The following is a 15,610-nucleotide window of genomic DNA, read 5'->3' on the forward strand; positions in this document are numbered from 1 at the left end:
CGAGCCCTTGGCGCGTTCAGGCGGCCGGTTGCGCGCCGCCGCGCGTGCGCAGGTATTCGTCGAATTCCGCGGCGACTTCCGGATGGCGCAGCGCGAATTCGACCGTCGCCTTCAGGTAACCGAGCTTGCTGCCGCAGTCGTAGCGCGTGCCCTGGTACTTGTAGGCCAGCACCTGTTCATCGGCGAGCAGCGCCTGGATCGCGTCGGTGAGCTGCAGCTCGCCGCCCGCACCCGGCTTCAGCGCGCGCAGGTGCTGGAAGATCCGCGGCTTCAGGATGTATCGGCCGACCACGCCGAGGTTCGACGGCGCGACTTCCGGCGCCGGCTTCTCGACGATCGCCGACATCTTCACGATCGACTCTTCCCACTCCTTGCCGTCGACGATCCCGTACGATTTCGTCTCCGACGGCGGGATCTCTTCGACGCCGATCACCGAGCTGTGATAGTGGTCGAACACGTCGACCATCTGCTTCATCACGGGCGGGTTGCCGTCGAGCAGGTCGTCCGCGAGGATCACCGCGAACGGGTTGTCCGCCACGAGCTTCTCCGCGCACAGCACCGCATGGCCGAGGCCGAGCGCTTCCGGCTGGCGCACGTAGAAACAGTCGACATGGCTCGGCTTGATGCTGCGCACGAGCTCGAGCAGCTTTTCCTTGCCGCGCGCCTCGAGTTCGGCCTCGACCTCGTACGACTTGTCGAAATGATCCTCGATCGCGCGCTTGCTGCGCCCGGTGACGAAGATCATCTCGGTGATCCCCGCTGCGATCGCTTCCTCGACCGCGTACTGGATCAGCGGCTTGTCGACGACCGGCAGCATTTCCTTCGGGCTCGCCTTCGTTGCCGGGAGGAACCGCGTGCCGAGGCCGGCAACGGGGAATACCGCCTTGGTGACTTTCAACATGATCGAACCTTTATTCCTGTAATCGACTTGTCAGACGGTCTATGTTCACGTTCGCATTATAGTGAACGCAAACGGCCTTACCGATTGTTACGCAGGCAACCGATCGAGCTGCGCACGCAGTTTCTCGAGCGTGCTCTGGAATTCGGCGACGCGCTTTTGCTCCTGTTCGACCACGGCCGGCGGCGCTTTCGCGACGAATGCCTCGTTGCCGAGCTTCGCGTTGCACTTCGTGATCTCGCCCGTCAGGCGCGCGATTTCCTTCGACAGGCGCTCGCGTTCGGCCGCGACGTCGATTTCCACCTTCAGCACCAGCTTGTTCGGGCCGACGATCGCGATCGGCGCGCCGTGCGCTTCCTTGTCGAGCGTCGCTTCGTCCGCGAGGATCTGCACTTCCGACAGGCGCGCGAGCGCCTGGACGTACGGCGCGAACGAGCGCAGGCGCTCGGCATCGCCGGCCGCGAGCAGCGGCACCTTCGTCGCCGGCGACAGGTTCATCTCGCCGCGCAGGTTGCGGCATGCGTCGACGATCGCCTTCAGGTCGGCCGCCCACTGCTCGGACGCCTCGTCGATCTTCTGCAGGTTGGCGACCGGATACGCCTGCGTCATCAGCGACGCTTCGCCTTCGGCCTTGCCCTGCGGATAGCGGCCCGCGAGCGGCGCGACCTTCTGCCAGAGCGCTTCGGTGATGAACGGGATGACCGGGTGCGCGAGGCGCAGCACCGTTTCGAGCACGCGCAGCAGCGTGCGGCGCGTGGCGCGCTGCTGTTCCGGCGTGCCGTTCTGGATCTGCACCTTCGCGAGTTCGAGATACCAGTCGCAGTACTCGTCCCACACGAACTTGTAGATGCTGGTCGCGACGTTGTCGAAGCGGTAGTCGGCGAAGCCCTTCGCGATGTCGGCCTCGGTACGCTGCAGCAGCGACACGATCCAGCGGTCGGCCGCCGAGAAATCGAGGTAGCCGCCGGGGCCGCAGTCGCCCGCGCCGCAGACTTCCGGCTTGTCGGCGCCGCAATCGTGGCCTTCGCAGTTCATCAGCACGAAGCGCGTCGCGTTCCACAGCTTGTTGCAGAAGTTGCGATAGCCTTCGCAGCGCGCGAGGTCGAAGTTCACGTTGCGGCCGAGCGTCGCCATCGACGCCATCGTGAAGCGCAGCGCGTCGGTGCCGAACGCGGCGATGCCGTCCGGGAATTCCTTGCGCGTCTTCTTCTCGATCGTCGCGGCCTGCTTCGGGTTCATCAGGCCCGTCGTGCGTTTTGCGACCAGCGTCTCGAGGTCGATGCCGTCGACGATGTCGATCGGGTCGAGCGTGTTGCCCTTGCTCTTCGACATCTTCTGGCCTTCCGCGTCGCGCACGAGGCCGTGCACGTAGACGGTATGGAACGGCACCTTGCCGGTGAAGTGCGTGGTCATCATCACCATCCGGGCGACCCAGAAGAAGATGATGTCGAAGCCCGTGACGAGCACCGACGACGGCAGGAAGTGCTTCAGTTCAGGCGTTTCGTTCGGCCAGCCGAGCGACGAGAACGGCACGAGCGCCGACGAGAACCACGTGTCGAGCACGTCGTCGTCGCGCTTCAGCGCACCGGCGTAACCCTTCGCGGCGGCCTGCGCGCGCGCCTCTTCCTCGTTGCGCGCGACGAACACCTCGCCGTTCTCGCCGTACCACGCGGGAATCTGGTGGCCCCACCACAGCTGGCGCGAGATGCACCAGTCCTGGATGTTCTCGAGCCACTGGTAGTAGGTGGTCGTCCAGTTTTCCGGGACGAACTTGATCTGGCCGCTGCGCACGACGTCGAGCGACGTCTCGGTGATCGACTTGCCCGGATTGAACGTGCCTTCCGGCGCCGCCTTCGTCATCGCGACGAACCACTGGTCGGTCAGCATCGGCTCGATCACGACGCCCGTGCGATCGCCGCGCGGCACCATCAGCTTGTGCGGCTTCACGGAGTCGAGGAAGCCCAGCGCGTCGAGATCGGCGACGATCGCCTTGCGCGCATCGAAGCGGTCGAGGCCGCGATACTGCTCGGGGCCGTTGTCGTTGATCTTCGCGTCGAGCGTCAGGATCTCGATCGGTGCGAGGTTGTGGCGCAGGCCGACCTGGTAGTCGTTGAAGTCGTGCGCGGGCGTGACCTTCACGACGCCCGTGCCGAATTCGCGGTCGACGTAGTCGTCGGCGATCACCGGGATCTCGCGGCCCGTCAGCGGCAGCGTGACGCGCTTGCCGATCAGGTGCGCGTAGCGCTCGTCTTCCGGATGCACCATCAGCGCGACGTCGCCGAGCATCGTCTCGGGACGCGTCGTCGCGACGGTCAGCGAACCCGAGCCGTCGACGAGCGGGTAGCGGATGTGCCACAGGTGTCCGTTTTCCTCTTCGCTCGCGACTTCGAGATCCGACACGGCGGTCAGCAGCACCGGATCCCAGTTGACGAGGCGCTTGCCGCGGTAGATCAGGCCCTGTTCATAGAGCGTGACGAACACGTCACGCACGGCGGCCGACATCTTGTCGTCCATCGTGAAGTATTCGCGCGACCAGTCGGTCGACGCGCCGAGACGGCGCACCTGGCCCGTGATGGTCGAACCGGACTGCTGCTTCCATTCCCACACGCGCTCGACGAACTTCTCGCGGCCGAGGTCGTGGCGCGACACGCCCTGCGCGTCGAGCTGGCGTTCGACGACGATCTGGGTGGCGATCCCCGCGTGATCGGTGCCGGGCACCCACAGCGTGTTCTCGCCGAGCATCCGGTGATAGCGGGCGAGGCCGTCCATGATCGTCTGGTTGAACGCGTGGCCCATGTGCAGCGTGCCGGTCACGTTCGGCGGCGGCAACTGGATCGCGAAATCGGGGCGGGACGGGTCGATTGCCGGGGCGGCATAGCCGCGTTTTTCCCACTCCGGCCCCCATTGGGACTCGATGGTATGGGGCTCGAAGCTCTTCGCAAGCGTGTTGTCGCTCATGTTGGAAATCTGCCGAAAAATGCGTGAATTGGATGCCGAATCTGACAATTATAAATGGATGCCCATCGGCCAGCCATCGCGTTGCCGACGCGGGCCTGTCGCGACGCGGCCGCGACGTGCTTGCGGCGCTCGGCCGAACGGATCGGGAACGGCATCGCGCGGCCGACTTATAATGTCGGGTCCGCTTTTCTTACGCCTGCCCGCTGCCGCTCCATGCCCGATCTGCTCGCCAATCTGAACCCCGAACAACACGCCGCCGTCACGTTGCCGAACGAACCGGCGCTGATCCTCGCAGGGGCGGGCAGCGGCAAGACCCGCGTGCTGATCACGCGCATCGCGTGGCTGATCCAGCAGGGCTACGCGTCGCCGCCCACCGTGCTCGCCGTCACCTTCACGAACAAGGCCGCGCGCGAGATGATGGCGCGCCTGTCGGCGATGATGCCGATCGACACGCGCGGGATGTGGATCGGCACGTTCCACGGCCTGTGCAACCGGATGCTGCGCACGCACTGGCGCGACGCCGGCCTGCCGCAGACCTTCCAGATCCTCGATACGGCCGACCAGCTGTCCGCGATCAAGCGGCTGATGAAGGCGGCGAACGTCGACGACGAGAAGTACCCGCCGAAGAACGTCCAGTACTTCATCAACAACGCGAAGGAGCAGGGGCTGCGTCCCGACAAGGTCGACGCGACCGACAGCTTCAACCGCAAGTTCGTCGAGCTGTACCAGGCGTACGACCAGCAGTGCCAGCGCGAGGGCGTCGTCGATTTCCCCGAGCTGCTGCTGCGCTGCTACGAGCTGCTCGCGTACAACGCGCCGCTGCGCGCGCACTACCAGGCGCGCTTCAAGCACATCCTCGTCGACGAGTTCCAGGACACCAACAAGCTGCAGTACGCGTGGCTCAAGATGCTCGCGGGCGGCCAGAACGCGATCTTCGCGGTCGGCGACGACGACCAGTCGATCTACGCGTTCCGCGGCGCGAACGTCGGCAACATGCGCGACTTCGAAGACGAATTCCGCGTGCGCAACCTGATCAAGCTCGAGCAGAACTACCGGTCGCACGGCAACATCCTCGACGCGGCGAACCAGCTGATTTCGAACAACGCGCATCGCCTCGGCAAGAACCTGCGCACCGACGCGGGCCACGGCGAGCCCGTGCGCGTGTACGAGGCGAGCACCGATTCGCAGGAAGCCGGCTGGATCGTCGAAGAAATCCGCTCGCTGATCAACACCGGGATGGCGCGCAGCGAAGTGGCCGTCCTGTACCGCAGCAACGCGCAGTCGCGCTCGATCGAGCACACGCTGATGTCGTCGGGCATCCCGTATCGCGTGTACGGCGGCCTGCGCTTCTTCGAGCGCCAGGAAGTGAAGCATGCGCTCGCGTACCTGCGCCTGATCGACAACCCGAACGACGACACGGCGTTCGTGCGGGTCGTGAATTTCCCGACCCGCGGGATCGGTGCGCGCTCGATCGAACAACTCGCCGATGCGGCGCGCCTCTACGATTGCTCGATGGCGGCCGCGATCCCGTACGTGACGGGCAAGGCCGGCACGAGCCTCGGCGGGTTCGCGAACCTGGTCGCGAAGATGCGCGCCGAGACCCAGCAGATGAACTTGCCGGACACAGTCGAGTACGTCGTGCGCGCGAGCGGCCTCGCCGATTTCTACCAGGGCGAGCGCGAAGGCCAGGACCGTCTCGAGAACTTGCAGGAACTCGTGAACGCGGCCACCGCGTTCGTCGCCGAGGAGGGCTACGGGCTCGACACGCCGGCCCGCTCGATCCCGCTGCGCGCGGGTGCGATCGCGGCGCCCGAGCTCGGCGCGGCGACGGACGATCCGGCGGTCGAGGTACTCGATCCGGCGTCGCCCGGCGATCCCGCGCAGAACCCCGACACGATGACGCCGCTCGCCGGTTTCCTGTCGCATGCGTCGCTGGAGGCCGGCGACAACCAGGCGCAGGCCGGGCAGGATGCCGTGCAGCTGATGACGGTGCACGCGGCGAAGGGGCTCGAATTCTCGGCCGTGTTCATCACGGGCCTCGAGGAAGGGCTGTTCCCGCACGAGAACAGCGTGCTCGAATCGGACGGCCTCGAGGAGGAGCGCCGGCTGATGTACGTCGCGATCACGCGTGCGAAGGAGCGGCTCTACCTGTCGTTCGCGCAGAGCCGGATGCTGCACGGCCAGACGCGCTACAACGTGCGCTCGCGCTTCTTCGACGAGTTGCCGGAGCACGTGCTGAAGTGGCTGACGCCGAAGGTCGAGGCCGGTTCGCGCTGGGGCGGGCGTTCGGACAACGCCGGGTACGGGCGCGACTGGTTCGCGCGGCCGGGCGGCGGCAGCCGCGAGCAGATCGTCGACGCGGCCGTGACCGCGCCGCTACCCGCGTTCGCGGACAAGCAGCGCGCGGCCGATGCCGGTTTCCGGGTCGGCCAGCAGGTGTTCCATACCAAGTTCGGCGAAGGCACGGTCACCGCGCTCGAAGGCAACGGCACCGATGCGAAGGCGCAAGTGAAGTTCAAGCGGCACGGCGAGAAGTGGCTCGCGCTCGCGGTCGCGAAACTGCAGGCGGTGGAATGATGGGCATCGACATGGTTGCCACGCCTTCGACGCGCCCGCTCGGCATTCTCGCCGCACTGCCCGAGGAACTCGGTGACCTGATCGCCGCGATGCGCGTCGACGGCGCAATGAAGACGGTCACGCTCGGCCGCCGCGAATACCACGTCGGCACCGTGCACGGCGCGGCCTGCGTCGTCACGCTCGCACGGGTCGGCAAGGTCGCGGCCGCCGCGACGGTCAGCGCGCTGATCCACGTGTTCGGCGTCGCGGGCGTCGTGTTTACCGGCGTCGCGGGCGGCGTGTCGCGCACGGTGCGCGTCGGCGACGTCGTCGTGGCCGATACGCTGCTGCAGCACGATCTCGACGCGTCGCCGCTCTTTCCGCGCTACGAGGTGCCGCTGCTCGGCATCACGCGTTTCGCGACCGACGCGGCACTGACGGCCCGCCTCAGGGATGCCTGCACGCAATTCGTCGCGGAAGAGGGCGCGTTGTTCGCCGAGCGCTTCGGGCTCGCCGGCGCGGCGCTGCACGCAGGGCTCATCATCAGCGGCGACCGCTTCGTGTCGAGCGAGCGCGAGGTCGTCGCGCTGCGCGACGCGCTGCCGGACGCGCTCGCGGTCGAAATGGAAGGCGCCGCGATCGCGCAGGTGTGCGCGGAGCACGACGTGCCGTTCGCGCTCGTGCGCACGATTTCCGATACGGCCGACGATCACGCGACGCAGTCGTTCTCGCACTTCCTGTCGGCGATCGCGAGCAGCTATTCGTCCGGCATCCTCAAGCGTTTCCTGACGCTGCATGCGACGACGGCGGCCTGAAGCCGCCGTCGTTTTCTCCTTTCGAACCGATGGACCGGCCGCGGCGCGCACGCCGCGGCCGGCTCGTCACGCCTTCTTGCGCCGGCTGCTTTCGAGGTTCGGCAGGAACACCGTCAGCACGCCGATCAGCGGCAGGAACGAGCACACCTTGTAGACGAACGTGATGCTCGTCGCGTCGGCGAGCTGGCCGAGCACGGCCGCGCCGACGCCGCCGAGGCCGAACGCGAAGCCGAAGAACAGGCCCGCGACCATCCCGACCTTGCCGGGCATCAGCTCCGTCGCATAGACGAGGATCGCGGCGAACGCCGACGCCAGCACGATGCCGATGATCACGGTCAGCACGCTCGTCCAGAACAGGTTCGCGTACGGCAGCAGCAGCGTGAACGGCGCGACGCCGAGGATCGACACCCAGATCACGTACTTGCGGCCGATCCGGTCGCCGACCGGCCCGCCGATCAGCGTGCCGGCCGCCACGGCCGCGAGGAACACGAACAGGTGGATCTGCGCGGCCTGCACCGACAGGTGGAACTTGTCGATCAGGTAGAACGTGAAATAGCTGTTGATGCTCGCGAGGTAGAAGTACTTCGAGAACACGAGCAGCACCAGCACGCCCATCGCGCCGATCACGCGGCCGCGCGACAGCGTCGGGTGGCCGGCCGCCGCGGCCTTCTTCTTGATCGACGGATGCTTCTTGTACCAGTGGCCGATCTGCGTGAGCACGACCATCGCGACGAGCGCGGCCGCGGAGAACCACGCGATGCTGTGCTGGCCGTGCGGAATGATCACGAGCGCGGCGAGCAGCGGCCCGAGCGCGGAACCCGCGTTGCCGCCGACCTGGAACACCGACTGCGCGAGCCCGTGCTGGCCGCCCGACGCCATCCGCGCGACGCGCGACGATTCAGGATGGAACACCGACGAGCCGCAGCCGACCAGCGCCGCGGCCACCAGCAGCACGGGGAAGCTCGGGGCAACCGACATCAGCAGCAGCCCCGCGAGCGTGAAGCCCATGCCGACCGGCAGCGAATAGGGCTTCGGACGCTTGTCGGTATAGAGGCCGACGAGCGGCTGCAGCAGCGACGCGGTGATCTGGTAGGTGAGCGTGATCAGGCCGATCTGCGCGAACGACAGCGCGAACTGGCTCTTGAGCATCGGATAGATCGCGAGGATCAACGACTGGATCATGTCGTTGAGCATGTGCGAGAAGCTGATCGCGCCGAGCACCGGATAGACGGTGCGGGACGCGGGTGGCGCGGACGGCTGGACGGCGGCTGCGCCGGCGGCTCCTGTGTCGAGGCTGGTTTCCATGTGAGCTGAACGAGTTGAGGTGGCGGGCGCGCTCTGATGGGGATCGGCGCGTGTTGAATCGTTGATGCGTCAAAGAAGTGTAATGTGGCGCATCGGGAATGTCAGGCCAAGTTTTATCGCGAATCGGACATTCGTCCGACCGATCGGCCGTTGCCCGTTTTTTTGACCGGGTATAACGCTGGCGGCGCGTCTGCCTGACTGCGAGGCCGCGCCGGGGCCCGGTGCGTGTTTTACCGGACTCAAGAAACGGCGGTGGCGGCCGTAGAACGACCCAATGACCACAGGTGCGCCGCGCCCGGCACCGGCTACCCGCCGTGCAGGCGCAGGACGCACGGCATGGCCTGCCATCGCGGACCGCCGGAACCGACCTTTCCGGCAGCGTGATCCATACGGGGATATATCGATGAAAGCAGCATCATTGCATCCGCAGCCGGGTGCGGCCGCCGCCGCACCCGACGTTGCCGCCGGTCGCGCCGCACGGCGCCCGCGCACGGCGCGCCGCGAGCGCCGGCCGTGGACCGTCAAGGCGACCTTGCGCGCCGCGTTCGCGATCCTGCTGGCCGGGACGCTCGCGATCGGCGTGTTTTCGCTGTGGCAGATCAGCCGGCTGAACGCGTCGATCTCATCGGTCTACGAGCAGGGCCACGTCGCGAGCCGCGCGGCGCAGGAAGTCCGGGCCGAGGTGCTGCGGGCGAGCCGTGCACAGAAGATGCTGCTGACCGCGACCACCGCGAAGGAGCGCGACGAGCTGGGCGCCGAAGTCGGCGCGGGGCTCGCGTCGATCGGCCAGGCGCTCGGCACGCTGCAGCGTTACGCGGATCCGGCCGACGCCGACGATTCGGCGCGGCTGCGTGCGTTCTCGACGGCCGTCGGCACGTGGAGCGCGCATCTGCGCGATTTCGTCGCGCTCGTGCGCGCGCAGCCGCTCGACCTGTCGCAGATGAACTGGCAGGTCGGCACGCAGGACGTGTCGCTGCTGGTCGAAACCGGCAAGCTCGAAAAGCTCGTCGCCGTACTCGTGAAGACGCGCGGCGAGAAGTCGAAGGCGACGCTCGATGCATCCGCAACCATCTTCTCGTCGTCGTTTGCGATGATCGCGGTCATGACGGCCGCGCTGATCGTGCTCGCGATCGCGATCGCCGAACGCGTCGTACGGCGCCTCGCGTCGCAGCTCGGCGGCGAGCCCGCGCACGCGAAGGCGATTGCCGCCGACATCGCGCGCGGCGACCTGACGCGGCCGATCGCGCTCGGCCGGCACGACCGCGACAGCATGGTGCGCGCGCTGGCCGAAATGCAGACGGGGCTCGCGGCGACCGTCGGCGAGATCGCCGTCAGCGCCGAGGCCATCGCGGCCGCGTCCGGCGAGATCTCGACCGGCAATCTCGACCTGTCGCGTCGCACCGAGCAGCAGGCCGTCGCGCTCGAACGCACGGCGGCCAGCATGGAGCAGCTCACGTCGACCGTGCGGCAGAACGCCGAGAACGCGCGGCAGGCGAGCACGCTCGCGGCCAATGCGTCGGCCGTTGCGGAAACGGGCGGTGAAGTCGTCGGGCGCGTGGTCGCGACGATGAGCGAGATCGACGACAGCGCGAAGAACATTCGCGAGATCATCGGTACGATCGAAGGGATCGCGTTCCAGACCAACATTCTCGCGTTGAATGCGGCAGTCGAGGCCGCGCGCGCCGGCGAACAGGGGCGTGGCTTCTCGGTGGTCGCGGGCGAGGTGCGCCTGCTCGCGCAGCGCGCGGCGACCGCGGCGAAGGAGATCCGCGCGCTGATCGGCGCATCGGTCGAGCGCGTTGCGAACGGCGCGGCGCTCGCGCACGACGCGGGCCGCACGATGGGCGACGTCGTGCGCGCGGTCAAGCGCGTGACCGACATCATCGGCGAGATTTCGGCGGCATCGGACGAGCAGAGCGCCGGGATCGAAGAGATCGGCCGCGCGGTCACGCAGATGGACGCCGGCACGCAGCAGAATGCGGCGCTCGTCGAACAGGCTGCCGCTGCCGCGAACGCGCTCGATGAACAGGCGCAGGCGTTGAAGTCGCTGGTCGGGCGCTTTCGCATCGCGGCCTGAGCGCGCCCGGCCGTCCGGTCATTAAGACTTCTTCTGCTTGTCCGGATCGATGATGACCGTGCAGGTCGTGCCCGCCGACAGCACCACGTCGGCCGGCACTTCGTCGATCCGGATGCGCACCGGCACGCGCTGCGCGAGGCGCACCCAGTTGAAGGTCGGGTTCACGTCCGCGACGAGGTCGCGGCTTTGCGGGTTGTCGCGATCGTAGATGCCGCGCGAGATGCTTTCGACGTGGCCCTTCATCACGCCGCCGCTCATCAGCCGCATTTCGGCCGGCGCGCCGACCTTCACGCGCGGCAGCTTGGTTTCCTCGAAGTAGCCGTAGACCCAGAACGAGTGGCTGTCGACGATCGCGAGCTTCGCCTGGCCGGCCACCGCGTAATTGCCCTTGAACGTCTGCAGGTTCGTGATGTAGCCGTCGACCGGCGCGACGACGCGCGTGCGTTCGAGATTGAGCTTCGCGGCGTCGAGCGCGGCGATCGCCTGCTGGTACTGCGCATCGGCACTCGACGCGCTGTGCGCCGCGTTCTCGCGGTTTTCCTTCGACACGACGAGCGCATCGAGATCCGCGCGGCGGGCCGCGTCGTCGCGGCGCATCTGCAGTTCCGCGCGGCGGGCGGCGACGGCCGCCTGCGCCTGCTCGACCGCGATCTGGTAGTGCGACGGGTCGATCTGCATGATCAGGTCGCCCTTTTTCACGAGCTGGTTGTCATGCACGGGCAGCTCGACGATCGCGCCCGACACGTCCGGCGCGACGTTGACGATCTCGGCGCGCACGCGCCCGTCGCGCGTCCACGGATCGTCCATGTAGTGCACCCACAGCGAGCGCCCGATCAGGATCGCGACGAGAAGGATGACGGCGGTCGCGACGAAGCCGAAGAGTTTTCTGAGAATCATGATGGTTCGGAATCAACGGTAAACGGCAAGACTCAGTCCGCCGCAAATGCAGACGAGAAGGCAGGCCCGGAACAGCGACGGGTGCCAGACGAGACGGTAGAGGCCCGTGTAGGCGAGCAGGCGGTCGACGGCCCAGGTCGCGAGCGCGCCGAGGACGAACATCAGCACCACCGTGGGCATGTAGGCATCGAGAATGGCGATTTCACGCGGCATCATGACGAGGCTCCTGGTTGGGGACGCACGGGGCGGTTGCGGTTGAGCGGCTCGAGCGGCGATTCCGGATCGAGCAGCGCGGTGCGCACGAAATGCAGATGGCTCAGGATGCGCTGCAGCCGGTGGCGCTCGTCGCGCGTCGGTGCGAATACGTCGAGCGCTTGCCGGGTCGCGTCGATCGCCGCATCGGTCGCGGCGAGCGTCGCATCGAAACGTTCGGCGGTCGGTTTCGTGAACAGCGCGGAAAGGGCCGTGCGCATCGTCTCGATCGCATGACGCCACGGCATCGACGGCGCATAGCGCGGGTCGGGCGGCAGCGTCGCCAGCTCGTGGCGCAGGTCGATCGTCGCGTTGCCGGTTTCGAGCACCGCGAACATCCAGCGCAGCGCGTCGCGCTGTACGTCGGGCTGGTCGGCCGACAGCGTATGGGCCTGGTACATCAGGTCGCGCGCGCCGCTCTCGAAGCGCGTGCGCAAGCCGGCGAGCCGCGCGTGGCCGGCCGCGACGGCCTGGTGGCGCAGGTCGGCGAACAGCCGCTTCTTGAGCCACGGCGCGGTCGGCGGGAACAGCACCGCGAACGCGATCGCCGACACCAGCATCGACAGCACGAGCGCGAGCGCGTCGTTCATGAAGCTGGTCGGGTCGTAGTGCGTGATGTTGTCCGGGCCGGCGAGGAAGCTGAAGAAAATCAGGTAACCCATCCCGTAGCCCGCGAGCTTCGGCTTCAGCGTCATGAAGATGCCGATCGCGAGCAGCGGCGCGAGTGCGACGCACAGCAGCGGAAAGCCGTCGATGTGCGGATAGATGCCGAACGTCAGCAGGAAACCCGTGCAGACGGCGAGTGCCGTCCCCATGCCCATCTGCGCGGACATCGCGGTCGGGCGCGGCGTCGACGACGCGAGCGCACAGGTGGCCGCCGCAGTCAGCGTGAGCGTCACGCCGCTCGGCCACGCGGTCTCGATCCAGAACCAGCCGAGCACGAGGATCACGGTCGCGGTGCGAATCGCCGCGATCATCATCGCCGTCAGGTTGGTGCGCGGCTCGTAGCGTTCGATCCAGCGTTCGCGTTCGTGCGTTGCGGTCGACAGCGACGCGTAGGTCGCCGCGTACTCGTGCAGGTCGGTGATGAAGCGGTACAGCAGTTCGGCGGCCGTATCGAAGTCGAGCAGCGGAAAGTCCGGCTGCGTTTCGAGCGCCGCGCGCGTCGCGCGGATGCGGCGCGGCAGAGCATCGCGCCACGCGAGCAGTTGCTCGGCCGCGTGCCCCGCGTCGGTCGACGTCCGCACGGGTTCGCCGGCGTGCGTCATCAGCAGCGGCGCGATCTCGCGGAAGTACGGCTCGATCGCGTCGATCGCGGCCTGCGCGCCGGCCGCATGCAGCCGGTTCATCAACTGGTGCAGCGCATGGAAACGGCTCGACGCGCTCATGAACTCGCTGTTCAGCCGCGCGAGGCGGCCGCTGCGCATCCGCGTATCCGGATCCTCGAACACGGCCATGCTGCGCGCGGCCTCGAAACCGACCACGTCGGCGACGAAGCGCGTATGGATGGTTTCGATATGCGCGCGGTCGAGCTTGCCCGACAGCGCCGAAGCAACGTAGTCGACGAAGCTGCCGAAGCGCTTGCGCACCGTCGTGCGCATCTGCTCGCCCGTGTATTGCGGAAACACGAGCGCGCTGACCACGCCGGCCGACACGATCCCGACCATGATTTCGGCCACGCGCGTCATCGCGCTCATGAATGCGCTGTCCGGATGCAGTGCGGCGGGCAGCCCGATCAGCGCGGTCGTATAGCCGGCCAGCAGGAAGCCGTAGCTGCGGAAGTTGCGATTGCGCGCGGCGCCGGCCGTGCACAGCGCGACCCACAGCGCGACCGCCAGCAGGAACAGCTGCGGCTGCTGCGGGAACAGTCCGACGAACGTGAGCGTCGCGATGAGCCCGAAGATCGTGCCGGCGACGCGGTAGAAGCTCTTCGCAAGCACCGCGCCGCTTTGCGGCTGCATCACGATGAACACCGTGGTCATCGCCGTTTTCGGCGCGGGCAGGTCGAGCCGCATCGACACGCCGGTCGCGATGAACGCGGCGAGCAGTGCCTTGAACAGGTAGAGCCACGCGGCGCCGTCGCTGCGGGCCCAGTCGCCGAACGCGGCGGACCAGGCCGCGAGCGGACCGCCGGCGTGCGTGGAAGCGGGGGAGGAGGCTGACATGGCGGGCGCTCCGCGTTACCGTGCGGCCGGCACGCCGGACGCGCCGGCGGCGGCCACCTGCGCGGGCCGGGCGACCGCAGCCACGGGCTTCGCGCCCGACGCGGCGGCGCCCGCGGCGGGTACGTCGTCGGCAGGAACGTCCTTGCCCGTCTCGACGCCGCCGCCGAGCGCGGCCATCAACTGCGCGTGCGCGGCAAGGCGTTCCGCGTCGATGCGGGCTGCCGTCTCCTGCGCGCGCAGCAACTGCTGTTGCGCGATCAGCACGTTCACGTAATCGGTCAGCCCGCGGCGGAAGCCTTCGCGCGACAGCTGGTAGCTGCGGTCGTTGGCGGCCACCGAACGCGCGGCGTCCTTCTTCTGCGTATCGAGCGAGCGGATCCGCACGACCTGGTCGGCGATGTCCTTGAGCGCGCCGACGATCGTCTGGTTGTAGCGCTCGACCGCCTGGTCGTAGCCGGCATTCGCGGCGCCGAGCTGCGCGCGCAGCCGGCCGCCTTCGAAGATCGGCAGCGACAGCGCGGGGCCGGCCGTCCAGCCGCCGTTCATCGCGCGCAGGAAGTCGGTAAACGGCGCAGTCACGCCGAAGCCGCCGACCGTCGCGAGCAGGTCGATGTTCGGGTAGAACGAGGCCTTTGCGACATCGATGCCGCGCGCCTGCGCGTCGACCGTCCAGCGCGCCGCGACCACATCGGGGCGGCGGCCGAGCAGGTCGGCCGGCAGCGCCGACGGCAGGCCGGCCGGCGCATCGAGCGAAAGCTGCGGCCGCTTGATCGCGTCGCCGGCGCCCGGGCCCTTGCCGGCCAGCGCGGCGAGCTGGTGACGCGCGAGCTGGATCGCTTCTTCATAGCTGTCGATCTGGCGCTCGTAGTCGGGCAGCGTCGATTCCGCCTGGCTCACTTCGAGCTGCGTGCCGAGGCCGGCCTGCAGCCGCTTGCGCGCGAGATCGGCGAGCGAGTGCTGGCGTTCGAACGTTGCGTGCGCGAGGTCGAGCAGCGCATAGTTCATCGACATGCCGACATACGCGCGCACGACGTTGACTTCGAGCTCGAGCTTCGCCGCGCGCGCGTCGGCGGCGGTCGCATGCGCGGTGTCGAGCGCGCGCTCGGTTGCGTTCTTGTCCTTGCCCCACAGGTCGAGGTGATACGACAGGCCGAGCGTGCCGGTGTTGTTCCAGGTATCGGCGTTCGCGAGCGGGCCCGGGCCGTAGAACACGTTGTCGGGCCAGTGCTCGCGCATCAGCGACAGGTTGCCGTTGATCTGCGGCAGTTCGGCCGAGCGCGCGACGCGCGCCATCGCCTGCGCTTCGCGTACGCGTGCCTCGGCGGCTGCGAGCGTCGGGTTGCCGGCCTGGGCGGCGGCGATCCACGAATCGAGTTGCGGATCGCGGTAGGCGCGCCACCAGTCGGCCGCGGGCCAGCCCGCGTCGCGGTCTGCCGCGCGGATCGCGGCACCGGCGTCGAGCGCGTTCGCCTCGATGCGGGCCGACTGCGGCTTGTTGTCGCCCATGCTCGCGCATCCGGCCATTATTAATGAGACTGCAAGAACCGCCAGTGCGAGCGTCCCTTTTGTCGCCGGAGACTGCACGATTTTCTCCCTTTCGGATATAGATGAGTCGGATGCGATTATATTTTTCAGTGATTCCTGAATAAATGGACAACGGTGCAAGTCATTTTTACGAATCCTGAGA

General features: G+C 67.7%; 10 protein-coding genes. 3 read left to right on the forward strand and 7 right to left on the reverse strand.

Annotation, left to right across the window (positions count from 1 at the left end; all coding sequences use genetic code 11):
• Nucleotides 1-16: 16 nt before the first annotated feature.
• Nucleotides 17-901: a UTP--glucose-1-phosphate uridylyltransferase GalU gene (gene galU, locus ABD05_RS13000; protein WP_047900480.1), complete on the reverse strand. Its 885-nt coding sequence runs from the start codon at nucleotides 899-901 to the stop codon at nucleotides 17-19.
• Between the two features lie 87 nt (nucleotides 902-988).
• Entirely contained in the window at nucleotides 989-3,856 is a 2,868-nt protein-coding gene (locus tag ABD05_RS13005; protein ID WP_047900481.1) for a valine--tRNA ligase, read from the reverse strand.
• Nucleotides 3,857-4,069: 213 nt separating this feature from the next.
• Here ABD05_RS13005 and ABD05_RS13010 point away from each other — a divergent pair, with 213 nt between their 5' ends.
• Together ABD05_RS13010 and ABD05_RS13015 are read left to right on the forward strand one after the other, a co-directional pair.
• Entirely contained in the window at nucleotides 4,070-6,433 is a 2,364-nt protein-coding gene (locus ABD05_RS13010) for a UvrD-helicase domain-containing protein (RefSeq protein WP_047900482.1), read from the forward strand.
• Nucleotides 6,430-7,227 (forward strand): 5'-methylthioadenosine/adenosylhomocysteine nucleosidase, encoded by a 798-nt coding sequence (locus ABD05_RS13015; RefSeq protein ID WP_047900483.1) that lies wholly within the window; start codon nucleotides 6,430-6,432, stop codon nucleotides 7,225-7,227. Before ABD05_RS13010 ends, ABD05_RS13015 begins: the two co-directional genes overlap by 4 nt.
• A 66-nt stretch (nucleotides 7,228-7,293) precedes the next feature.
• Here the strand turns inward: ABD05_RS13015 and ABD05_RS13020 are convergent, their stop codons facing one another.
• Nucleotides 7,294-8,532, reverse strand: coding sequence for an MFS transporter (locus ABD05_RS13020; protein ID WP_047900484.1), 1,239 nt, complete (start codon nucleotides 8,530-8,532; stop codon nucleotides 7,294-7,296).
• 403 nt (nucleotides 8,533-8,935) lie between these two features.
• Between ABD05_RS13020 and ABD05_RS13025 the strand changes: the two genes are divergently transcribed.
• Nucleotides 8,936-10,609, forward strand: coding sequence for a methyl-accepting chemotaxis protein (locus ABD05_RS13025; RefSeq protein WP_047900485.1), 1,674 nt, complete (start codon nucleotides 8,936-8,938; stop codon nucleotides 10,607-10,609).
• A gap of 21 nt (nucleotides 10,610-10,630) precedes the next feature.
• Here the strand turns inward: ABD05_RS13025 and ABD05_RS13030 are convergent, their stop codons facing one another.
• From ABD05_RS13030 to ABD05_RS13045, 4 genes are read right to left on the reverse strand one after another with little or no spacing between them, the layout of a single operon-like run.
• Nucleotides 10,631-11,506 carry an efflux RND transporter periplasmic adaptor subunit gene (locus ABD05_RS13030; protein WP_047900486.1) on the reverse strand — a complete coding sequence of 292 codons (876 nt, stop codon included), beginning with the start codon at nucleotides 11,504-11,506 and terminating at the stop codon, nucleotides 10,631-10,633.
• A 12-nt stretch (nucleotides 11,507-11,518) separates the two neighbouring features.
• Nucleotides 11,519-11,722, reverse strand: coding sequence for a DUF1656 domain-containing protein (locus ABD05_RS13035; protein WP_011351756.1), 204 nt, complete (start codon nucleotides 11,720-11,722; stop codon nucleotides 11,519-11,521).
• Nucleotides 11,719-13,923 (reverse strand): FUSC family protein, encoded by a 2,205-nt coding sequence (locus ABD05_RS13040; protein WP_047900487.1) that lies wholly within the window; start codon nucleotides 13,921-13,923, stop codon nucleotides 11,719-11,721. The genes ABD05_RS13035 and ABD05_RS13040 overlap by 4 nt, the downstream gene beginning before the upstream one ends.
• 15 nt (nucleotides 13,924-13,938) lie before the next feature.
• Nucleotides 13,939-15,507 (reverse strand): efflux transporter outer membrane subunit, encoded by a 1,569-nt coding sequence (locus tag ABD05_RS13045; RefSeq protein WP_082146095.1) that lies wholly within the window; start codon nucleotides 15,505-15,507, stop codon nucleotides 13,939-13,941.
• Nucleotides 15,508-15,610 lie beyond the last annotated feature (103 nt).

This window comes from Burkholderia pyrrocinia (assembly GCF_001028665.1).
Classification (GTDB): domain Bacteria; phylum Pseudomonadota; class Gammaproteobacteria; order Burkholderiales; family Burkholderiaceae; genus Burkholderia; species Burkholderia pyrrocinia.